At 45.8% G+C, this 22,008-nt stretch carries 20 protein-coding genes, 1 other RNA gene and 1 other annotated feature; of the genes, 20 read left to right on the top strand and 1 reads right to left on the bottom strand.

Annotated features, from left to right (window positions below; all coding sequences use genetic code 11):
• Nucleotides 1-7 precede the first annotated feature (7 nt).
• From ilvB to aroB, 7 genes are all read left to right on the top strand, one after another.
• Nucleotides 8-1,699 carry a biosynthetic-type acetolactate synthase large subunit gene (gene ilvB / locus ACTNBF_RS03545; RefSeq protein WP_427819127.1) on the top strand — a complete coding sequence of 564 codons (1,692 nt, stop codon included), beginning with the start codon at nucleotides 8-10 and terminating at the stop codon, nucleotides 1,697-1,699.
• Between the two features lie 28 nt (nucleotides 1,700-1,727).
• Nucleotides 1,728-2,810 (top strand): 3-phosphoserine/phosphohydroxythreonine transaminase, encoded by a 1,083-nt coding sequence (gene serC / locus ACTNBF_RS03540; protein WP_441088770.1) that lies wholly within the window; start codon nucleotides 1,728-1,730, stop codon nucleotides 2,808-2,810.
• A gap of 2 nt (nucleotides 2,811-2,812) precedes the next feature.
• Complete coding sequence (locus ACTNBF_RS03535) at nucleotides 2,813-3,973, top strand: phosphoglycerate dehydrogenase (protein ID WP_427806433.1); 1,161 nt, start codon at nucleotides 2,813-2,815, stop codon at nucleotides 3,971-3,973.
• A gap of 207 nt (nucleotides 3,974-4,180) precedes the next feature.
• Nucleotides 4,181-5,659, top strand: a complete 1,479-nt coding sequence (locus tag ACTNBF_RS03530; RefSeq protein WP_427806431.1) for a polysaccharide deacetylase family protein — start codon at nucleotides 4,181-4,183, stop codon at nucleotides 5,657-5,659.
• Nucleotides 5,660-5,747: 88 nt separating this feature from the next.
• The gene (locus ACTNBF_RS03525; RefSeq protein ID WP_441088769.1) at nucleotides 5,748-6,617 is read left to right on the top strand and encodes a shikimate dehydrogenase; all 870 of its coding nucleotides are present in this window, start codon (nucleotides 5,748-5,750) and stop codon (nucleotides 6,615-6,617) included.
• A gap of 64 nt (nucleotides 6,618-6,681) precedes the next feature.
• Nucleotides 6,682-6,944: a binding site (T-box leader), on the top strand.
• 123 nt (nucleotides 6,945-7,067) lie between these two features.
• On the top strand, nucleotides 7,068-8,081 hold the full coding sequence (gene aroF / locus ACTNBF_RS03520) for a 3-deoxy-7-phosphoheptulonate synthase (protein WP_427806429.1): 1,014 nt from the start codon (nucleotides 7,068-7,070) through the stop codon (nucleotides 8,079-8,081).
• A gap of 33 nt (nucleotides 8,082-8,114) precedes the next feature.
• Nucleotides 8,115-9,173 (top strand): 3-dehydroquinate synthase, encoded by a 1,059-nt coding sequence (gene aroB, locus ACTNBF_RS03515; RefSeq protein ID WP_441016015.1) that lies wholly within the window; start codon nucleotides 8,115-8,117, stop codon nucleotides 9,171-9,173.
• A 40-nt stretch (nucleotides 9,174-9,213) separates the two neighbouring features.
• Here aroB and ACTNBF_RS03510 read toward each other — a convergent pair whose 3' ends face one another.
• A complete protein-coding gene (locus ACTNBF_RS03510) occupies nucleotides 9,214-10,392 on the bottom strand; it encodes a ribose-phosphate pyrophosphokinase (protein ID WP_427819131.1) in 1,179 nt (392 codons plus the stop codon).
• A 112-nt stretch (nucleotides 10,393-10,504) separates the two neighbouring features.
• Here ACTNBF_RS03510 and ACTNBF_RS03505 point away from each other — a divergent pair, with 112 nt between their 5' ends.
• The 13 genes from ACTNBF_RS03505 to ACTNBF_RS03445 all read left to right on the top strand — a co-directional run bounded on the left by ACTNBF_RS03505 (nucleotide 10,505) and on the right by ACTNBF_RS03445 (nucleotide 21,998).
• Nucleotides 10,505-11,872: a DUF512 domain-containing protein gene (locus ACTNBF_RS03505; RefSeq protein WP_441024491.1), complete on the top strand. Its 1,368-nt coding sequence runs from the start codon at nucleotides 10,505-10,507 to the stop codon at nucleotides 11,870-11,872.
• Complete coding sequence (gene der / locus ACTNBF_RS03500; RefSeq protein ID WP_441088768.1) at nucleotides 11,869-13,197, top strand: ribosome biogenesis GTPase Der; 1,329 nt, start codon at nucleotides 11,869-11,871, stop codon at nucleotides 13,195-13,197. Before ACTNBF_RS03505 ends, der begins: the two co-directional genes overlap by 4 nt.
• Before the next feature lies 1 nt (nucleotide 13,198).
• Nucleotides 13,199-13,843, top strand: coding sequence for a glycerol-3-phosphate 1-O-acyltransferase PlsY (gene plsY, locus ACTNBF_RS03495; protein ID WP_427819136.1), 645 nt, complete (start codon nucleotides 13,199-13,201; stop codon nucleotides 13,841-13,843).
• A gap of 21 nt (nucleotides 13,844-13,864) precedes the next feature.
• The gene (locus tag ACTNBF_RS03490) at nucleotides 13,865-14,878 is read left to right on the top strand and encodes an NAD(P)H-dependent glycerol-3-phosphate dehydrogenase (protein ID WP_427806421.1); all 1,014 of its coding nucleotides are present in this window, start codon (nucleotides 13,865-13,867) and stop codon (nucleotides 14,876-14,878) included.
• A 24-nt stretch (nucleotides 14,879-14,902) separates the two neighbouring features.
• The gene (locus ACTNBF_RS03485) at nucleotides 14,903-17,332 is read left to right on the top strand and encodes a cation-translocating P-type ATPase (protein ID WP_427819138.1); all 2,430 of its coding nucleotides are present in this window, start codon (nucleotides 14,903-14,905) and stop codon (nucleotides 17,330-17,332) included.
• Nucleotides 17,332-17,997, top strand: a complete 666-nt coding sequence (locus tag ACTNBF_RS03480; protein ID WP_441088767.1) for a lysoplasmalogenase family protein — start codon at nucleotides 17,332-17,334, stop codon at nucleotides 17,995-17,997. The genes ACTNBF_RS03485 and ACTNBF_RS03480 overlap by 1 nt, the downstream gene beginning before the upstream one ends.
• A gap of 21 nt (nucleotides 17,998-18,018) precedes the next feature.
• On the top strand, nucleotides 18,019-18,153 hold the full coding sequence (locus ACTNBF_RS03475) for a hypothetical protein (RefSeq protein ID WP_441088766.1): 135 nt from the start codon (nucleotides 18,019-18,021) through the stop codon (nucleotides 18,151-18,153).
• An 86-nt stretch (nucleotides 18,154-18,239) separates the two neighbouring features.
• Nucleotides 18,240-19,712 (top strand): stage IV sporulation protein A, encoded by a 1,473-nt coding sequence (gene spoIVA, locus ACTNBF_RS03470; protein WP_441015922.1) that lies wholly within the window; start codon nucleotides 18,240-18,242, stop codon nucleotides 19,710-19,712.
• Nucleotides 19,713-19,838: 126 nt separating this feature from the next.
• Nucleotides 19,839-20,324: a MogA/MoaB family molybdenum cofactor biosynthesis protein gene (locus ACTNBF_RS03465; protein WP_427806415.1), complete on the top strand. Its 486-nt coding sequence runs from the start codon at nucleotides 19,839-19,841 to the stop codon at nucleotides 20,322-20,324.
• Between the two features lie 3 nt (nucleotides 20,325-20,327).
• A complete protein-coding gene (gene rnhA, locus ACTNBF_RS03460; RefSeq protein ID WP_427806413.1) occupies nucleotides 20,328-20,801 on the top strand; it encodes a ribonuclease HI in 474 nt (157 codons plus the stop codon).
• A gap of 39 nt (nucleotides 20,802-20,840) precedes the next feature.
• Nucleotides 20,841-21,191, top strand: an RNA gene (rnpB, locus tag ACTNBF_RS03455) — RNase P RNA component class A.
• 109 nt (nucleotides 21,192-21,300) lie between these two features.
• Entirely contained in the window at nucleotides 21,301-21,588 is a 288-nt protein-coding gene (locus ACTNBF_RS03450; protein ID WP_441024494.1) for a hypothetical protein, read from the top strand.
• Nucleotides 21,589-21,749: 161 nt separating this feature from the next.
• Nucleotides 21,750-21,998, top strand: a complete 249-nt coding sequence (locus tag ACTNBF_RS03445; protein ID WP_427806412.1) for a hypothetical protein — start codon at nucleotides 21,750-21,752, stop codon at nucleotides 21,996-21,998.
• Nucleotides 21,999-22,008 lie beyond the last annotated feature (10 nt).

The raw sequence follows: 22,008 nt of genomic DNA, 5'->3' as shown, positions 1-22,008 counted from the left end.
GCACAACATGCGGTTAAATGGTTCTGAAATATTGATAGAATGTTTAAAAGAACAAGGCGTTGATACCGTTTTCGGATATCCGGGCGGGGCAATTTTGAATGTATATGACGAATTATATAAGCATAGTAATGAAATTAAGCACATTCTGACTTCTCACGAGCAGGGCGCGTCTCATGCAGCAGACGGTTATGCCCGCGCCACCGGAAAAGTCGGTGTATGTTTTGCAACAAGCGGTCCGGGAGCCACCAATCTGGTAACCGGAATCGCAACAGCATTTATGGATTCGATTCCAATCGTGGCTATCACATGTAATGTCGGGGTGCCGCTTCTTGGAAAAGACAGTTTCCAGGAAATTGATATCACTGGAATCACCATGCCGATCACAAAATATAATTTTATCGTGAAAGATGTCAATGAGCTTGCAAAGACGATCAGAAAAGCATTTGCCATCGCACAGTCAGGAAGACCGGGGCCGGTTCTGATCGATATCCCGAAGGATGTTACCGCAAACATGGCAGAGTATGAACCGATGAAGATCGAGCCGGTGAAGAAGTACAAAAAAGATATTTGTATGGAAGATGTAGAACAAGCGTTACAGATGATTCGTGAAGCTCAAAAGCCTTATATTTTCGTCGGAGGCGGGGCGATCCTCTCTGATGCAAGTGAGGAATTAAGAGCGTTTGTAGAGAAAGTTCAGGCGCCGGTATGTGATACTCTGATGGGAAAAGGAGCATTTCCGGGTACAGATGAACTGTATACAGGAATGCTTGGTATGCATGGAACCAAAACTTCGAATTTTGGTGTCAGCGGATGTGATCTTCTGATCGTAATCGGTGCGAGATTCTCAGATCGTGTTACAGGAAATGCAAAAAGATTTGCGGAAAAGGCTAAGATCCTTCAGATCGATATCGATGTAGCCGAGATGAACAAAAATGTTATGATTGATTGTGGTGTCGTAGGCGATATCAAGGAAGTACTTACCTTGATCAATGAGAGACTTCCGAAGCAGAATCATGATGAATGGATTCGGAAGATTCAGGAGTACAAACAGAAATATCCACTGACTTATCATCCGGATATTCTGACGGGACCTTTTGTTGTCGAAGAGATCTACAGACAGACAAAAGGGGAGGCACTGATCGTCACAGAGGTCGGACAGCATCAGATGTGGGCGGCACAGTATTATAAATATACCAAGCCGAGAACCCTGCTGACTTCCGGAGGACTTGGAACCATGGGATATGGACTTGGTGCATCCATTGGTGCCAAGATGGGATGCCCCGAGAAAACGGTTGTTAATATTGCGGGAGACGGCTGCTTCCGTATGAATATGAATGAGATCGCCACAGCTGCCAGATATCAGATTCCGATCATCCAGGTGGTAATCAATAATCACGTACTCGGAATGGTGCGTCAGTGGCAGAATCTGTTTTATGGTCAGCGTTATTCAGCGACGGTACTGAATGATGCAGTGGATTTTGTAAAACTTTCAGAAGCTATGGGAGCGAAGGCAATTCGCGCAACGACGAAGAAGGACTTTGAAGCCGCTTTTCAGTCGGCGCTTGCGTGTGACGGTCCGTTCGTAATAGATTGCCAGATTGATTGTGATGATAAGGTATGGCCGATGGTGGCACCTGGAGCTGCAATCAGCGAGGCGTTTGATGAAGGAGACCTGCAGGCAGAAAAACAAGAACAATAATTTTAAAGCAGGAATGGAGGAAAAGACTATGAAAAGAGTTTACAACTTTTCAGCAGGACCGGCAGTGCTGCCGGAAGAAGTGCTCAAAGAAGCAGCAGAGGAAATGCTGGATTACCAGGGAACAGGGATGTCCGTTATGGAGATGAGTCATCGTTCCAAAGCTTTTGAGAAAATTATCACAGAAGCGGAACAGGATCTTCGTGATCTTATGAATATTCCGGACAACTATAAAGTATTATTCTTACAGGGCGGAGCAAGCCAGCAGTTTGCAATGATTCCGATGAACCTGATGAAGAATAAGGTTGCTGATTACATTATCACAGGTCAGTGGGCGAAAAAGGCTGCCGCTGAAGCTGAGAAATACGGAAAGGTAAACCGTATCGCATCTTCTGCAGATAAGACATTCAGCTATATTCCGGATTGCTCTGATCTTCCGATTGACGACGATGCAGATTATGTTTATATCTGTGAGAATAACACAATTTACGGAACAAAATACAAAGAACTTCCGAACACCAAGGGAAAACTTCTGGTAGCTGATGTATCTTCCTGTTTCCTTTCTGAGCCGGTTGATGTGACAAAATACGGCATCATTTACGGTGGCGTTCAGAAAAATATCGGACCGGCAGGTACCGTAATTGTGATCATCAGAGAAGATCTGATTACAGAGGATGTTCTTCCGGGAACTCCGACCATGCTGCAGTATAAAACACATGCAGATGCGAAATCACTTTACAACACACCTCCGGCATATGGCATTTACATTTGCGGAAAAGTGTTCAAATGGCTCAAGAAGATGGGCGGTCTTGAAGTGATGAAAGAGCGCAATGAGAAGAAAGCGAAACTTCTCTATAATTATCTGGATCAGAGTAAGCTATTCAAGGGCACCGTTGAGAAGAAGGATCGGTCTCTTATGAACGTACCGTTCGTAACAGGTAGTGATGAACTGGATGCCAAATTCGTAAGAGAAGCAAAAGAAGCAGGCCTTGAGAACTTGAAAGGTCATCGTACAGTCGGCGGTATGCGTGCAAGTATCTACAACGCAATGCCGTACGAAGGCGTAGAAGCACTGGTTGCATTTATGAAAAAATTTGAGAAGGAGAATCTGTAGTTATGTATAAATATTATTGCTTAAATCCAATCTCAAATGTAGGTCTTGATAAATTCACAGATGAATATGCACCGGCAAGCGATGCAAAGGGAGCAGACGCCATTCTGGTAAGAAGTGCGGCAATGCATGAAATGGAATTTGACAAAAGCCTGAAGGCAATCGGCCGTGCAGGAGCCGGCGTAAATAATATCCCGTTGGAAAAATGTGCAGAACAGGGAATCGTCGTATTTAATACACCTGGAGCAAATGCGAACGGGGTAAAGGAACTTGTGATTGCAGGTCTTCTTCTTGCATCCCGTGATATCATCGGAGGTATTAACTGGGTTCAGGAGAATGAAGAAGATGGAAATATCGCAAAAGACGCCGAAAAAGCTAAGAAAGCTTTTGCGGGATGTGAGATCGAGGGCAAGAAGCTCGGAGTAATCGGACTTGGCGCAATCGGTGTTCTTGTTGCAAATGCGGCAACTAATCTCGGAATGGATGTTTACGGATATGATCCGTATGTTTCTGTAGATTCCGCATGGAGACTTTCCAGAAGCATTCATCATGCCAAAAGCGTAGATGAACTTTATAAAGAATGTGATTATATCACGATTCATGTACCGGCACTTCCGGATACCAAAGGCATGATTGATAAGAATGCGATCGATTTAATGAAAGATGGTGTTGTTGTGCTGAATTTCGCAAGAGATGTTCTTGTGAACAGTGAAGCGATGGTAGATGCTCTGATCAGTGGCAAAGTAAAGCGTTATGTGACCGATTTTCCAACACCGGAGATCGCAGGCGTGAAGAATGCGATCGTTATCCCACATCTGGGCGCTTCTACAGAGGAATCTGAAGACAACTGTGCGAAGATGGCTGTTCAGGAACTGAGAGATTTCCTTGAAAATGGAAATATCAAAAATTCTGTCAATTATCCGTCCTGTGATATGGGCGTGAAAGACAAGACCCGTATTACGATCATGCACAGAAATATTCCGAACATGATCGGTCAGTTTACCGCATTGCTTGCAAAAGACAATGTCAATATCGATGACATGACGAACAAGAATAGCGGTGCATATGCATACACTATGATGGATGTGGATTCTGAAGTCGGTGCTGAGGTTGTGGATGGACTGGAAGCAATCGAAGGAGTACTCAAAGTCAGAGTGATTGAATAGAGAAACGATAAGAATAACAGTGGGCTGCGCAGGATATGCGCAGCTCTTTTCGTGTGAAAGAAGAGTTCGGGCATATATTACAAATATTACAAATTCTACTCTGATTTTTAATATATCTTAAGAAAATCTTCCATTGTATACGAAGTTACTATGCCTTATAATGTAGATGAAAACAAGAAAAAACATAGATATTGTGGGGTAATACGAATGAAGAAGAAAGACATGAGAAGGGCGCGTGCAAGAGCAAGAGCAGCCATAAAACGTAGAAATAAAAAGAAACACGGCAAAGTTTCCACAATCAGTATTCTGGGAGTACTGATGGTATGCCTGGTATCGGCATTACTGCTCAGCCATGGAGCTGTCGCAGGAGGACAGCAGGAAATACCGATTACGCTGAAGGTGGATGACATTTCTGTTGTGCAGGGAGAGGAAAGGCCGCTTCTTACAGCAAAAGCCAGCTGCGACGGAGATGTGGAGACGGTCCTGGATGAAGATACGGGGTATACGATCCAGGATCTTGTGGATGAGTTGAACCGTGGTATCGGCTTCACGCTGGAGTGCGATGGAGACGGAAGTACGGAAGGAAAGTTTCCAATCAAGGCAGAACTTACCAGTGAGATCACCACGCCGCTTTATGCAGAGTGGTTTGGTAAAGTGAAGGTTGATGTTGAGGATGGTGTCTTTGAAGTTAAGAACCAATACGGAGAATGGGATGACAGTCGATTCAAACGCTGGGACGGTACATATGTTGCAAATGATTTTATCACTTATCATGGCAGGACCTATTATTTTGGAGAGGACGGCAAGAAAGTAATTGGATGGCAGGAAATTGCTTCGGCCCGTTATTATTTCGATAAAAAGGGTGTCATGCAGACCGGCTGGTATGAAGAAGACGGCGCAAAATACTATTTTGACGATACGGGAATGATGACGGTCGGATGGCTGACACTGGATGATAATAAGTATTATTTTGATCAGGAAGGTAAGATGCTGACCGGAGAACAAAAAATCGGTGTGAGAAAATGCGTCTTTTCCGAAGACGGAGTTCTGGAATCTGAGGAAGGCGGCGTAGATCCGAACGCACCGATGGTTGCACTCACATTTGATGACGGACCGGGGCCAAGAACTGCTGAGCTGCTGGATGTTCTGGCGGAATATGATGCAAGAGCGACATTTTTCATGCTGGGAACTCAGGTGAGCAAGAATCCGGATACTGTGAAGAAAATGGCAGAGATCGGCTGTGAACTGGGCAATCACTCCTATGATCATACAAATCTGACGAAGCTGGATGCAAATGGAATCCAGAAACAGATGAGTGACACGAACAATCAGCTCGTCGAAGCTTGTGGACAGAAAGCGACGGTCATGCGTCCTCCTTACGGTGCGATTAATGATACGGTTAAACAGAACGCAGGCTTGCCTATGATTCTGTGGTCTATAGATACTCTGGACTGGAAGACGAGGAATACGCAGTCCACGATCGACGCAGTTATGAATAATGTCCAGGACGGAGCTGTCATTCTGATGCATGATATTCATACACAGTCCATTGATGCGGCCATTGCATTGATTCCGAAGCTTCAGGAAGCCGGATATCAGCTTGTTACCATCAGTGAGATGGCAGAGGCGAAAGGAATCCAGATGGAAAATGGCGGAAAATATGGATTCTTCCAAAAAAGTGAATAAAAGGTGTTTGCAGTTTTCTAAAAATGTGGTATCATATAGCATAGTAACGCTTTACAGTGTGAAACTATAGAACGAGAGGTACAAAGAAATGGCATATGAAATAACAGGGCATACTGTCCTTACCGGCCTCCTTGGAAGTCCTGTGGCTCACAGTATTTCGCCAATGATGCACAACGAAGCATTCCGCCAACTGGGGCTGGACTATGCATACTTGGCATTTGATGTCGGGACAGATCATTTGAAGACTGCTGTGGAAGGTCTTAAAGTCATGGGAGTCAGGGGCTTTAACCTTACAATGCCGGATAAGAATCTGATGTGTAGTCTGGTTGATAAGCTTTCACCTGCTTCAGAAATCGGTGGGGCAGTGAATACAGTGGTAAATGATGACGGCGTGTTGACCGGATATACAACGGATGGAATCGGATTTATGCGATCAGTTAAGGAAGAAGACATGGATATTATCGGGAAGAAGATGACACTTCTCGGAGCAGGAGGAGCTGCGGCCGCAATCATGATTCAGGCGGCACTGGACGGAGTGGCTGAGATTTCCGTATTCAATATCCGAGATGATTTCTTTACACGTGCAGAAGGTATTATGGAAAAATTGAGAGGGCAGACGGAATGTAAGCTAAATCTTTATGATTTCTCAGATCCGGAAGTTCTGAAGAGAGAGATCGCAGAGAGTGTCATCCTTGTAAACGGAACTTCCATCGGAATGGCACCGCGTACAGACCGCTGCATTATAACTGACGACAGTGTATTCCGGAAAGATCTGTTTGTCTTTGATGTGATTTATAATCCGGAGGAAACCCTTCTTCTTAAGAAGGCGAAAGCGGTCGGATGTCAGACAGCAAACGGTCTGAATATGCTCCTTTATCAGGGCGCGGCTTCTTTTGAACTCTGGACCGGGTGTGAGATGCCGGTTGACATCATCAAGGAAAAATATTTTAAACGTTAATTGACAAATCGGTTTGAATTGTGTATTATGGTTTATATGCTGATAAAATTGAATATTCTACTATCGAAATACGATGAAAAGAAGTAGTAGGTATAATGAAGTGTCACAGAGAGTCCTTGGCAGGTGCGATAAGGATACAACGAGTTATATTGAATTCCTCTTGGAGTAGAGTGCTGAATTACTGTAACAGTATTAGTAGGCATCTCCGGAAGCAGCCGTTATCTGCAAGGGTATAACCGGAATAAAGGCGTACCTGTCGAGGCAGTTGCTGTGAAGTAACTGTGAAGTGAGGTGGAACCACGAAGTATGATTACTCTCGTCCTCTGTATGTGCAGAAGACGGGAGTTTTTTATTACCATTGACTCAATAGGAAACTTCGTTTCTGCAAAAGTACGCTTCCCGGTGGGAGCATGTTTTTCAAAATCTTAAGAGACAGAAAGGAAAAAGACTATGATTATTGTATTAAAACCAAGAACAACAGAAGAAAATATTTTGCGAGTAGAAAACATGGTGCGCGCGAGAGGGCTCGAGACGCATACAGTCCGTGGTGAAGAGCTTACCATTATCGGATGTATCGGCGATACGGTCCGCGTTGACCCGCGGCTTTTTGAAGTGGATAAAAGTGTAGAAAAAGTTATGCATGTGCAGGAACCGTATAAACTGGCGAACAGAGCATTTCATCCGGAAGATACGATCGTTGATGTTGCAGGTGTTAAGGTCGGCGGAGGCCATATGGCGCTGATCGCCGGACCCTGCTCTGTAGAAAGTGAAGAACAGGTGATCGAGATCGCTAAGGCGGCTAAAGAATCCGGTGCAAATATGCTCCGCGGTGGGGCGTTCAAACCGAGAACCAGTCCATATTCTTTCCAGGGAATGGGACTTGCGGGGCTGGATATCCTTTGCAAAGCAAGAGAAGTAACCGGTCTTCCAATCGTAACGGAACTGATGTCTGCAGAGTATCTGGATTTATTTGATGAAAAAGTTGATTTGATCCAGATTGGTGCAAGAAATATGCAGAATTTTGATCTCTTGAAACAGCTTGGTAAAACAAAGAAACCGATTCTTCTGAAGAGAGGGCTGAATGCAACATATGAAGAGTGGATCATGTCGGCAGAATACATTATGTCATCCGGCAACCCGAACGTAATCCTGTGCGAAAGAGGTGTACGTACATTCGAAAGCTACACCAGAAACACACTGGATTTACAGGCAATTCCGGTAATCAGACGTTTGAGTCATCTTCCGATCATCGTGGATCCGAGCCACGCAGGCGGAAAATGGTGGCTGGTAGAACCGATGTCCAAAGCAGCGGTTGCAGCAGGGGCAGATGGTCTTATGATCGAAGTACACAACAATCCGGAGTGTGCGCTCTGCGATGGAGGACAGTCTTTGAAACCGGCGAAATATGATACCCTGTTGAAAGAGATCCGTCAGATTGCAGAAGTTGTAGGTAAGAAAATGTAATTGACAGGAGGATAGAACATGAGTGAACCAGGTATCAAAATGGTCGTTGATTTAAAAGAACATAGTTATCCGATATATATAGAAAGGGGAATTATGGGTCAGGCTGCCGAACGGATCAAAGAAGTATATCATGGCAGAAAAGTGATGATCATCTCGGATGACAGTGTGTACGCTTATTATGGAGAGGCAATTAAGAAAGAACTCTCAGGAAGTTTTGAATGCTATGAAACAATCATTCCTCATGGCGAACCGTCTAAAAGTTTTCAGACCCTTCCGAGGGTATACAGTTCACTTCTGAAGGCGAAGATTACCAGAACGGATCTGATTGTGGCACTCGGCGGTGGGGTGACCGGTGATCTGGCAGGATTTGTGGCAGCCACTTTCTTAAGAGGAATTCAATTTGTCCAGATCCCGACTTCCATATTGGCACAGGTGGATTCGTCTGTAGGAGGAAAAGTGGCAGTTGATCTTCCGGAGGGAAAGAACCTGGTTGGCGCATTTTACCAGCCGAAAATGGTTCTGATCGATCCGGATGTACTGGACACTCTTCCGGAACGCTATGTAACCGATGGAATGGGAGAGGTCATTAAATACGGATGCATCAAGGACGCAGAATTATTTGCAAAACTAGAAGAGTACGGCTCTTTCGAGAATCTGAAGGCGCATTTAACCGACGTGATCGCGACTTGTGTAAACATTAAAAGAGTGGTCGTGGAAGAAGACGAATTTGACATGGGAGAACGGATTCTTCTGAATTTCGGGCATACGCTGGCACATACGATTGAGCAGTATTATCACTATGAGAGAGAAAGCCACGGAGAAGCGGTTGCTATCGGAATGTATCAGATCACCAAGATCGCGGAGGAGAAGGGGCTTACGAAAACGGGGGAGGCCGAGAGAATCAAGAATGTCCTGAAGGCTTATGGACTTCCGACAGAAGCGCATCTTCCGCTTCCGGAATTGATCGAGGCAATGAAGCTGGATAAGAAAACAATGGGAAATAAATTGAAGGTCGTGCTGCTTCACGAGATCGGAGATGCTTATGCATATCCGACGAGCATAGAATTTTTCGCGGGAGACCGTCAGGTATAAAAAAAGAGTTCCGAAAGGAACTCTTTTTAAAATCGTGAATTTATTTCTGGTTCGCCATGCGCCCCTCAAGAAGATCGTGAATCTTGTCGGTCGGGTTCAGAACGGAGCTGATCGGGATGTCATGATTCAGAGAATCGATGATCAGTGCGAGGAACTTGCTCATGTCTGCTTTGATAAAGTACGGCTTTGAGTTAAGTTCAGGCGGAAGATACGTCAGGTTGGTCGTGATCAATCCATCCATATAGCCTTTTTCGTAGTATTTGTCGAATTTTCCGAGACCTTCCGTGAAAAGACCGAAGGTGGTGCAAACATATACACGTGCGGCGCCGCGGTCTTTGAGCTGCTTGGTTACATCCAACATACTTTCTCCGGATGAGATCATATCATCGACGATGATGACCGTTCTTCCATGAACATCATCCCCGAGAAACTCATGCGCTACAATTGGGTTTTTCCCATTTACAACGGTTGAATAATCGCGTCGTTTGTAGAACATTCCCATATCTACACCGAGTACATTGGAAAAGTATACGGCTCTGCCCATTGCACCCTCGTCCGGGCTGATGATCATCAGATGCTCCTTGTCGACAGCAAGGTCAGGTACAGCCTTAAGAAGTGCTTTCATAAACTGGTAAGCAGGTGAGAAGTTGTCGAATCCCTTCAATGCGATTGCGTTCTGGACTCTCGGGTCATGTGCATCGAAGGTGATGATGTTGGAAACGCCCATCTGAACCAGCTCATCCAGTGCCATGGCACAGTCAAGGGATTCTCTCTTGGTACGCTTGTGCTGCCTGCTCTCATAGAGAAACGGCATGATCACGTTGATGCGGTGTGCTTTACCGGTACATGCGGCGATCACACGCTTCAAATCCTGGAAATGATCATCCGGTGACATATGGTTCAGATGTCCGTTCACGGTATAAGTAAGGCTGTAGTTGCAGACATCGACCATAATGAATAAGTCTTTTCCGCGGACACTTTCTCCGATGACGGCTTTGGCTTCCCCAGTACCAAAACGCGGACAGTTGTGTTCTGTCAGATACGTGTCAGCTTCGTAAGAAGAAAAAATCGCAGGATCCAGAAAATCATGAAGAGATTCCTTACGAAAAGAGACAATATAATTGTCTACCTTCTTTGCGAGCGGCTCGCAGCTCTTTAAAGCGATAATCTTAAGCGGTGCGATCGGCAGCGCTTTTTCCATAAATTCTATATTTGTCATATGTGCCTCCTGTATTCGAATGTCGCTCATTTCTCCTACTCATTTATACCATTATTTTAGAACTATGGCAAGAAAGAGCTGTAAAAAATTGCAATTTTCGCGGAAATCTAGTATGATAAGAAAGAATAGAAAATGGGGAGCTTTTAATTTTATGAAGCATGAGCATATTATAAAGAGTGTAGAAGAAGGAAGCATTGCCTGGGAAATGGGGATCGAACCGGGAGACAGGCTGCTTCAGATTAACGGAAGTATCATAGAAGATGTATTTGATTATCACTATTATACGAACGATGAAGAACTTCTTATTCTGATCCAGAAGGAAAATGGAGAGGAATGGGAGCTTGAGATTGAAAAAGATTATGATGAAGATCTGGGAATCGAGTTTGAACAGGGTCTGATGGATGAGTACCGTTCCTGCAGGAACAAGTGCATGTTCTGTTTTATCGACCAGATGCCGAAGGGGATGCGGGACACCCTGTATTTTAAAGATGATGATTCCAGACTTTCTTTCCTCCAGGGAAATTATATTACGTTGACAAATATGAGCGATCATGATATACAGCGTATCGTGGATTATCATCTGGAACCGATCAATGTTTCGATTCATACAACGAATCCAGAGCTTCGCTGCAAGATGCTGCATAACCGCTTTGCGGGAGATGCGCTGAAGAAGATTCAGATTTTATACGACGGCGGGATCACGATGAACGGGCAGATCGTATTGTGTAAAGGGATCAACGACGGAGAAGAGCTGGAGAGAAGTATCCGGGATATGACGAAATGGCTTCCGAATCTTCAGAGCGTATCGGTTGTTCCGGTGGGACTTACGAAGTTCCGTGACGGGCTCTATCCGCTGGAGCCGTTTACAAAAGAAGATGCAAAGGAAGTACTTGGCATCATTCACAAGTGGCAGAAAAAGATTTATGAAGAATACGGAATACATTTTATCCATGCCGGAGACGAATGGTATTTGCTGGCGGAGGAGGAACTACCGGAAGAGGAGCGGTATGACGGATATTTACAGCTGGAGAACGGGGTAGGTATGCTGCGCCTTCTTCTGAATGAATTTGAGGAAGCATATGAGCCGCTTGCAGGTGATGGAAGAGAGATCCATCTGTCCATGGCGACGGGCAAACTGGCCTATCCGTATCTGAAGGAGATGCTGGAACGGCTGAAGGCGAAGTACCCGAATCTGAATGTGAATCTGTTTGAGATCCGCAATGATTTCTTCGGGGAGCGGATCACCGTTGCAGGACTGATCACCGGACAGGATCTGATCGCACAGCTTAAGGGGCAGGATCTGGGAGATGCGCTTCTTCTCCCGTGCAGTATGTTGCGGAGCGGAGAGGAAGTATTTCTGGATGATGTGACCGTGACGGAATTATCGGATGCTTTACAAGTTCCGATAGATATTGTAAAATCAAGCGGTCAGGATTTTATAGAAGCAGTATTACAGCAAACGAAAGGGGCAAGATTATGAGTAAACCTGTAGTTGCCATTGTGGGGCGTCCGAATGTGGGAAAATCAACGCTGTTCAACGCATTGGCAGGAGAGAAGATAGCAATTGTGAAAGATACGCCGGGGGTGACCCGGGATCGTATTTACGCCGAGGTAAACTGGCTGGATAAAGATTTTACACTGATTGATACGGGAGGTATTGAACCGGAGAGCAGGGATGTGATCCTTGCCCAGATGCGGGAACAGGCGCAGATTGCGATCGACACGGCAGACGTGATCCTGTTCATGACTGATGTGAAGCAGGGATTGGTAGATGCGGATTCGAAGGTGGCAGACATGCTCAGACGGTCGCACAAGCCGGTGATCCTCGTTGTGAATAAAGTAGATAATTTCCAGAAAATGATGCCGGATGTTTATGAATTCTATAATCTGGGCATCGGTGATCCAATGCCGATTTCAGCGGCAGAGCGGATCGGAATCGGGGATATGCTGGACAAGGTACTGGAGCATTTCCCGGAAAGAAGCGGGATGGAAGAGGAGGACGAGCGTCCGAGAATCGCGATCGTAGGAAAGCCGAACGTTGGGAAATCTTCCATTATCAATAAGCTGATCGGGGAAGACCGGGTGATCGTATCGGATATTGCAGGAACGACGCGAGATGCCATCGATACGGATATTGTGCATAACGGAAGAGAATATGTTTTTATCGACACCGCCGGACTTCGCAGAAAGAATAAGATCAAGGAAGAGCTGGAGCGCTACAGTATCATTCGTACTGTGACTGCGGTAGAGAGGGCGGATGTGGTCCTCATTGTGATCGATGCGGTGGAAGGTGTGACTGAACAGGATGCAAAGATTGCAGGAATCGCACATGACCGTGGTAAGGGGGTTATCATTGTAGTAAATAAATGGGATGCCATTGAGAAAAATGACAAGACCGTGAAGGAATATGAGCAGAAGATCCGTATGGTTCTCTCCTTCATGCCTTATGCAGAAATCATGTATGTCTCAGCCAAAACGGGACAGAGACTTCCGAAACTGTTTGATATGATAGACATGGTCATCGAAAATCAGACACTCCGTATTGCAACCGGTGTTCTGAATGAGATCATGACTGAGGCCGTTGCGCTTCAGCAGCCCCCGTCAGATAAAGGAAAACGACTGAAACTGTATTACATTACCCAGGTCGCTGTAAAGCCGCCGACATTTGTCATCTTTGTAAATGATAAAGAACTGATGCATTTTTCGTATACACGTTATCTAGAAAACAGAATTCGCGAGGCCTTCGGCTTCAAGGGAACTTCGCTGAAATTCTTTATACGTGAGAGAAAGGAGAAGGATCAGTAGGATGGAACGGCTTATTTGTTTGGGAATAGGATATGTGTTTGGATTGTTTCAGACTGGATATATTTACGGGAGAATGCATGGAATGGATATCCGCAAGCATGGAAGCGGAAATGCGGGTTCCACCAATGCACTCAGAACAATGGGTGTTAAGGCAGGCGCGATCACTCTTTTGGGGGATTGTTTTAAATGTGTGATCGCTGTGCTGGTAGTCCGGGGAATCTTCGCAAGCCGGTGTCCGGAAATCCTGCCGCTCCTTTCACTGTATGCCGGATTCGGAGCAGTACTTGGGCACAACTATCCGTTTTATCTCGGATTTAAGGGAGGAAAGGGAATTGCGGCTACGGCTGGTATGATCCTTGCGACGGATCTTAGAATGGCTGCGGTATGTCTTGTGGTTTTTGTGGTGATCGTAGCGGTTACAAGATATGTTTCTTTAGGGTCACTTGTAGTTACGGTACTGTTTCTGGCAGGACTTGTGATCTGTGGACAGATGGGGGAGTTTGGAATGGCGCAGAACTATCTTTTTGAAATGTATGGGGTAGGGCTGTTGTTTACACTATCAGCTTTCTTCCAGCACAGAGCGAATATTAAGAGACTTCGGGAAGGAACAGAGAATAAAATCGGCCTGAAGAAGAAAGAAGCATAGAAAAAGATTAGGAGAATGACAATGAAGAAGATTGGAATTATGGGTGCAGGAAGCTGGGGAACTGCTCTGGCAATTTTACTTTCAAATAATGGACATGATGTGACGGTCTGGTCGATCGACAAAAATGAGGTTGAGATGTTGTCCGAAAAAAGAGAACATACATCCAAACTTCCGGGAGTTGTGATTCCGGATCATATCGTGTTTACCAATGACATTCAGGATGGAATTCTGGAGAAAGATGTAGTCGTGCTGGCGGTGCCGTCACCGTTTACCAGAAGTACAGCGCGTTCTATGAAACCATTTGTGAAGGAAGGACAGATTCTTGTTAATGTAGCGAAAGGAATCGAAGAGAGCACACTTATGACCTTAAGTGAGCAGATTGAAGAAGAAATACCACAGGCAAATGTAGCGGTACTTTCAGGCCCGAGTCATGCAGAAGAAGTTGGACGCAAACTTCCGACGACGGTAGTTGTGGGCGCAAAGAAAAGAGAGACTGCCGAATATCTGCAGAGCATTTTCATGAGCGAAGTGTTCCGAGTTTATACCAGCCCGGACATTCTGGGCATTGAGCTGGGCGGTTCGCTGAAAAATGTCATCGCTCTGGCAGCCGGAATTGCGGACGGTCTCGGCTATGGCGATAATACAAAAGCAGCCCTGATCACGCGTGGAATCGCAGAGATCTCACGGCTTGGAGTGAAAATGGGCGGTAAGATTGAATCATTTACCGGTCTGACCGGAATCGGAGATTTGATCGTGACCTGCGCCAGTGTACACAGTCGCAATCGAAAGGCTGGCTATCTGATCGGGCAGGGCAAGACCATGCAGGAAGCGATGGATGAAGTGCAGATGGTTGTAGAAGGCGTTTATTCTGCGAAGGCAGCGAAGAAACTTGCAGAGAAATATGAGGTCTCCATGCCGATTGTAGAGGAAGTGAACCGCATCTTGTTTGAGGGAAAGAAAGCAGAAGAAGCGGTACGGGAACTGATGCTGCGTGATGGAAGAATCGAACATCCGGCACTTCCATGGGAAGAATAGAAAAAACGATACTATAGGAGGCGTATGTTTACGAAAGACAGAAGCAGGGAAGAGGATGAGAGAGTACGCGGGGAGATCGTGAGAGTCAAACCGGATTATAGAGCGGGACTTACAGAGGAACAGGTAAGAACACGTGTGGAAAATGGATGGACGAACGAGGAAGTGGCGCCGCCAGCATTGACGACAAAAGAGATTATTCATAAAAATGTATTTACGTATTTTAACTTGATTTTTCTGGTGTTGGCGATCCTTCTTTGTATTGTCGGATCGTTCCGTAATCTGACATTTCTTCCGGTCATTATCGCAAATACAATGATCGGAATCATTCAGGAGATCCGTGCAAAAAGGGTCCTTGAAAAGCTGAACATGCTAAATGCTCCGCATGCGGAGGTGGTACGGGACGGAAATGTGCGGAAAATTGATGCGATTGATCTTGTAATCGATGACATCGTCATTTTCGGCGCGGGCAACCAGATCTGTGCGGACGCAGTGGTGGAAGAGGGAGAAGTCAGGGTCAATGAATCCCTTCTTACCGGAGAATCGGACGAGATTACCAAGCGTCGGGGAGACACGCTGCTTTCAGGAAGTTTCATTGTATCCGGAAAATGCCATGCCAGACTGACCAGTGTGGGAGAAGATTCTTATATTTCCAGGCTGACTCTGGAAGCCGGAGCCATGCCGGAAGGGGAACAGTCTGAGATGATGCGTTCTCTCGACCGGCTGGTTAAAGTTGTGGGAATCGCTCTGATCCCGATCGGGATCGTGCTTTTTGTTCAGGGCTTCTTCTTTAACGGGGAGAGTTTCCGGGAAAGCATTGTATCGATGGTTGCAGCCGTGATTGGAATGATTCCGGAAGGTCTGTATCTTCTTGCAAGTGTGGCAATGGTTGTGAGTGCCATGCGGCTTGCAAAGAAACGAGTACTGCTTCATGATATGAAGAGTATCGAGACTCTTGCCAGGGTCGATGTGCTTTGTGTGGATAAGACCGGAACAATCACGGAAAACAGCATGTGTGTGAATAAGGTCGTGAGAGCGAAGGGGTATGAGGAAGAAACTATGCCGCCGCTTGAAGAGATGATCGGGGATTTTGTGAAAGAGATGGAGGCAGACAACGCCACCATGGCTGCTCTGAAAGAATTCTTTAAAGAGAATTCCGGGAAGAAACCGGACAAAGTCATCCCGTTTTCTTCCACTGTGAAGTATAGTGGTGTCATTTACGGAGAAGATGCCTATGTGCTCGGAGCACCTGAATTCGTTCTGAGAAAGATGTTTTCAGAACATCAGGATAAGATTAATCAATTTGCAGAAAAAGGCTACCGGGTTCTTGTTTTTGCAAAATATGATGGAATTCCGGATGGAAAAGCGTTGACCGGAGAGGCAAATCCGCTGGGATATATTCTGCTTCTGAATAAAGTCCGCAAAGAGGCGCCTTCAACGTTTGCATTTTTTGAACAGCAGGGTGTTGAGATCAAAGTGATTTCCGGTGATAATCCACTGACCGTCTCTGAGACAGCAAAGCAGGCAGGAATTCGGAACGCAGAGCGCTATATTGATGCACGGGAACTAAAGACTGAGGAAGAACTGGAAGAAGCTGCCCGGAATTATACCGTATTCGGAAGAGTTGTGCCGGAACAGAAACGCCAGCTTGTGCATGCGTTGAAACGTCAGGGACGTACGGTCGCGATGACCGGGGACGGTGTCAATGACGTACTGGCACTGAAAGATGCGGACTGTTCAGTTGCGATGGCTTCCGGAAGTGATGCGGCGGCACAGGCTTCCCAGGTTGTTCTTCTGGAATCTGATTTTTCCAAAATGCCGGAAGTTGTACTGGAAGGGCGTAGAGTCGTCAATAATATTCAGAGATCGGCCAGTCTGTTTCTGGTGAAGAATATTTTTTCTTTCCTCTTATCGCTGTTCTCTCTGGCTTTCATGATTACGTATCCGCTGGAACCGTCACAGGTTTCGCTGATCACGATGTACACCATTGGTATCCCTGCATTTTTCCTGGCACTTCAGCCGAACAAGGATATCATACGGGGACATTTCCTGACGAATGTGGTTCTGAAGGCGCTTCCTGCCGGACTTACGGATGTGATCGCGGTCGGTGCACTGGTCGTGTTCGGGCAGACATTCGATGTTCCTGCATCGGATATTTCTACAGCAGCGACGATGCTGCTGGCAATTGTCGGATTTATGATTCTTTACCGGATCTGTCAGCCGATGAATCTTTTCAGAAGGGTGATCTGGATAGGATGTGTCGTCGGAATGCTCGGCTGCAGCATTTTCCTTCCTGATTTATTCGCAATCACGGGAATGTCTACGAAATGTATCATGCTGTTTGTAGTCTTCTCCATTGCGACAGAACCGGTGCTGCGCTATCTCACACGGTTTGTGGAGTGGATCAGAGAAGGCTATATCCGGCTGTTTAAGAATCCGGAGAAAAAGAGGGTGTAATGAATCAGACATTTTTGATTTTGACAATATTGGGAATGGTGTTTTTTGGATCAATATATGGAGGCCTGAAAGGAAAAATCGGCAATGGGGTGCTGGTATTCAAAGCGCTTGCCACTCTGATGCCGGTCCTGGCGGCCTTTGCAGGAGTGCGTGCAAATAACAGTATGTCTGGCCGGCTGATGGTCGGGGGAGCAGTTCTTTGCATGGTGGCAGACGTGCTGCTTGAGCTGGTCCTTTTGGCAGGCGTGGCTGTGTTTGCATTAGCTCACCTTTTATTCATTGCAGGATATGCATGCCGTTATGGGATGGAATGGTATACGCTTATTCTTTTTGCAACAGGATATTTGATATTTTTTGTTGGACTTGGAAAGTATCTACCTGAAGCAAAGAAGATGAACCGGAAGAAAATGGTTCCCGATGCAGTTTATCTCACCGGCGCGGCCATATATCCTGCATTTCTCTGTGGAACAGCAGCTATGGCTTTGTCCGGGCTGATTAAAAGTGGATTTTCATTAAGTGCAATACCGGGGGCTATTGGTGGAGTATGTTTTATGATTTCCGATTATATTTTGGCCTGGAGGACATTTACGAAAAGAAAAGAGAGAAAATACAGTCTGATCCTGTTAATATTTTATTATAGTGCGGTGTATTTGCTGGTATGCTGATAAAGTTGTAAGGGGTGCGTTATGGATAGAAAGCAGATGACCAATATCGAAGTGAAGAGAAACAACAGAAACCGTGCGTACCGGTATATATGCAAAAATGGTATTGTATCGAATCCGGATATTTCTTATGCGACGAAGATGAGTTTTTGCCTATAAAATGGATTGCTCTTTTGTGCTCATGTACAGCATAATCTCAGAAAGCAGGGCATACACTGGTATCAGCCGGCAAAGGAGGATACCATATGAATACATTTGACTTATACAAGGACATTGAGACGAGGACAGGCGGGGAGATCTATATCGGAGTTGTGGGACCGGTCAGAACCGGAAAATCCACGTTTATCAAGCGGTTCATGGATGTGCTGGTACTTCCGGGAATGAAGGATGAACACATGAGAGCAAGAACGTTGGATGAACTTCCCCAGTCTGCATCCGGCAAGACGATCATGACGACCGAACCGAAATTTGTCCCGAAAGAAGCGGCTGTGGTCCGTCTGTCAGGGGATACCGATGTGAAGGTGCGACTGATCGATTGTGTCGGTTACATGGTGGAAGGAGCGGCAGGGCATATTGAAAATGGAGACGAGCGGCAGGTGAAAACGCCGTGGTTTGAGTATGAGATTCCATTTACCAAGGCGGCGGGAATCGGAACCAGAAAGGTGATCTGTGACCATTCCACGATAGGAATCGTGATCACGACCGACGGGAGCATCGGTGATATTCCAAGGGAGAATTACCGCCCGGCAGAGGAACAGACGATTCAAGAACTAAAGAGTCTGGGAAAACCGTTTATCGTTCTGGTAAACACCAGAAAGCCTTATAGCGAAGAGGCGAAGAAAGTCGCAAAGGAAATCGAAGAAACGCATAAGGTTACAGCGATGCCGGTGAACTGTGAACAGCTAAAAGAGGAAGACATCCATCATATTATGGAACAGATTCTGTTTGCATTTCCGGTTTCGGAAATTCAGTTTTTCATTCCCAAGTGGGTGGAAATGCTGCCACGAGATCACAAGATCAAGCAGGATATGCTGGAATATGTGCGCCAGGTCCTTAATCATGTCGATGAGATCCGGGATGCGCAGGATGCGGTCGTGACCCCGCAAAGTCCTTACATAACTGAGGCAAAGGTTGGAAAGATCTCCATGGACACCGGATGTGTCGCTGTGGAGATCCGGGTGGATGACGCGTATTATTATGAGACATTAAGTGAACTTACCGGAACCGCGATTACCAGTGAGTATGATCTGATCGGAACGATCAAGGAACTGTCGTCACTTCGAAAAGAGTATGAGAGTGTGAAGGATGCCATGGATTCTGTGAAATTAAAAGGATATGGTGTGGTAAGCCCTGGAAAAGAGGAAATTCATCTGGACGAACCTGTCGTCATCAAGCAGGGAAATAAGTTCGGTGTGAAAATTCATTCCGAGGCGCCGTCCATTCATATGATACGTGCCAATATCGAGACGGAAATTGCGCCGATCGTGGGGAGCGAGCAGCAGGCAGAGGATTTGAAGAACTATATCAAAGCAGCTGCCCAGTCACCGGAGGGAGTCTGGGGAACGAATATTTTCGGCAAATCCATCGAAGAGCTGGTCATGGACGGGATGCACGGAAAGATTGCGATGATCAACGATGAAAGTCAGGTGAAACTTCAGGATACCATGCAGAAAATTGTCAATGACAGCAATGGAGGGCTGGTCTGCATTATCATTTAACAGGAATATGTGGTTGCACAGATGATTTGGGGTATGTTATACTTTTAGATATCAAATATGCCGGTACCGTTTTTTACAGGTATCGGCTTTGACTGTACGTAAGGAGAAGAAAAGAGGAGAGTATAAATGAAAGCAGCAATTGTTTCAGTAGATACATTGATTTACCAGAAATTAAAAGAGGATGATTGTGCGCCGATCGTCAAAAGGATGCTGGGGCAGGTCAGCTTCCGGACGGAACTGATTCAGCCGGTTCCGAATGACAAAGAGGTGATCCGGAAGGTGCTTGCAAGGATCGCTGATGCGGAAATCGCCGATCTGGTATTGACTATCGGAGGAATCGGGTGCAGGGATGAAGACTGGACACCGGAGGCGACGAAGTCGATCCTGGACAAAGAAATACCGGGCATGGCAGAAGCGATGCGGCTGTATATGGAGAGAACGAGAAAGCGCGCCATGCTGACCAGGGGAGTTGCCGGAATCCGGAACCATACGTTGATCGTGAATCTTCCGGGAAGTCCGAAGATCATCAAGGAATGTCTGGAATACATTCTCCCGGAGATCGTTTATGCGACCGAAGTCGTACTGGGAGAACATGACGATATTAAGGAGTAGCAGATGAAAGTAAGGATATATACCGATGGCGCTGCAAGGGGGAATCCGGACGGACCGGGGGGATACGGGACGGTTCTGGAATATGTAGATACCAAAGGGCAGCTCCATGTAAAGGAATTGTCGCAGGGATATGTGAAGACGACCAATAACCGGATGGAGCTGATGGCGGTGATCGCCGGACTGGAGACCCTGAACCGGCCATGTGAGGTCGAATTATATTCGGATTCTCAGTATGTGGTCAACGCATTCAACCAGCACTGGATCGAAGGATGGATCCGCAAAGGATGGAAGCGCGGGAAGAACGAACCGGTCAAGAATGTGGACCTCTGGAAACGCCTTCTGGAGGCGAAAAAGCCGCATCAGGTTCAGTTTATCTGGGTGAAAGGTCATGACGGCCATCCCCAGAATGAGCGGTGTGACCAGCTCGCGACGACAGCGGCCGACGGAAAGGATCTGATCGTTGACGAGGGACTTTAGACTTTACAAGATAGAAAAAATGTGTTAGAGTGTTTGAGGCAAGTAAGACAGACGTTCGCGGCTGCAGGTGCCGAAAGGCCGCAGGTGAGGAAAGTCCGGGCTTCACAGGGCAGGATGCCGGATAACGTCCGGTGGAGGTGACTCCAAGGAAAGTGCAACAGAAATAAACCGCCTGTCATATGACAGGTAAGGGTGGAAAGGCAGTGTAAGAGACTACCGCCCGTCTGGTAACAGAAGGGGCACATGTAAACCCCATCCGAAGCAAGACCGAATCAAAACGATGTGGCGGCCCGTCACGTTTTAGGTAGGTCGCTTGAACCTGCTGGCGACAGCAGGTCTGGATAGATGAACGTCCAACGACATAACCCGGCTTATCGTTTTGCTTGCCTGTTTATACTGAATTTTTATTTATGGTTTGTCATAGTTATGTATAATGCAGCGGAGAGGAAAAGTGGCTATTGTTAGTCACTTTTTTCTTTTATAAAGTAAATATAGGAGTATGATACTGGAGTGGAGTAAAATGTACGATATCGGAATATGTGATGATGGGTTTGAGATTTGTGGTTTTATTCAAAAGGTAATCAAGGAATATGCAGCAACTCATAACAACTTGATGTATGTGAAAACATGGCATACTGGCGAAGAATTAAAAGAATATCTGGGAAGCGGGAATTCTCTGGATTTGTTATCCGATGGATTTTCTGATAAAGTCAATATCAAAGGGACTGATAGAAGAAAGTCTGGAGTTGGCTATACGATTGCTAGGGGAAAAACCAGGGAAATTTAGATTTGAAAGAGGGAAGAAGGTTCAAAAATGAAAATTCCAAAATAAAATTGTGCTGACTACATAATATCCCCAAAACACAATTTTCTTTTCTTCTTTTCTCTCCTGAAAATTCCCCAAAAATATTTGAATAAATCTGTCAATTAAATAAATTCGAAACAAAATTGGGAAAAGAATTAGAATTTGCAGATAGCATTGGATTCCTTCTGGAAAACCCTACTTTTCTGGACCGGTATTCTGGCTATGAGAACTTGAAGATGCTGGCATCTATTCGGAACCTGATTGGAGAAGAAGAAATTCATGCTATACTGCGAAAAGTTGGACTGGATGCAAAGGCGGAAAAGAAGAAATATCGTAAGTATTCCCTTGGGATGAAACCCGACAAAAAAGCTAATTGCAACAAAATAGTATAGGGAGAGGTAT

Origin of the sequence: Bariatricus sp. HCP28S3_A4 (assembly GCF_052066395.1) — a bacterium.
Lineage (GTDB): Bacteria > Bacillota > Clostridia > Lachnospirales > Lachnospiraceae > Allocoprococcus.
This window is presented reverse-complemented; position numbering and strand designations above follow the sequence as displayed.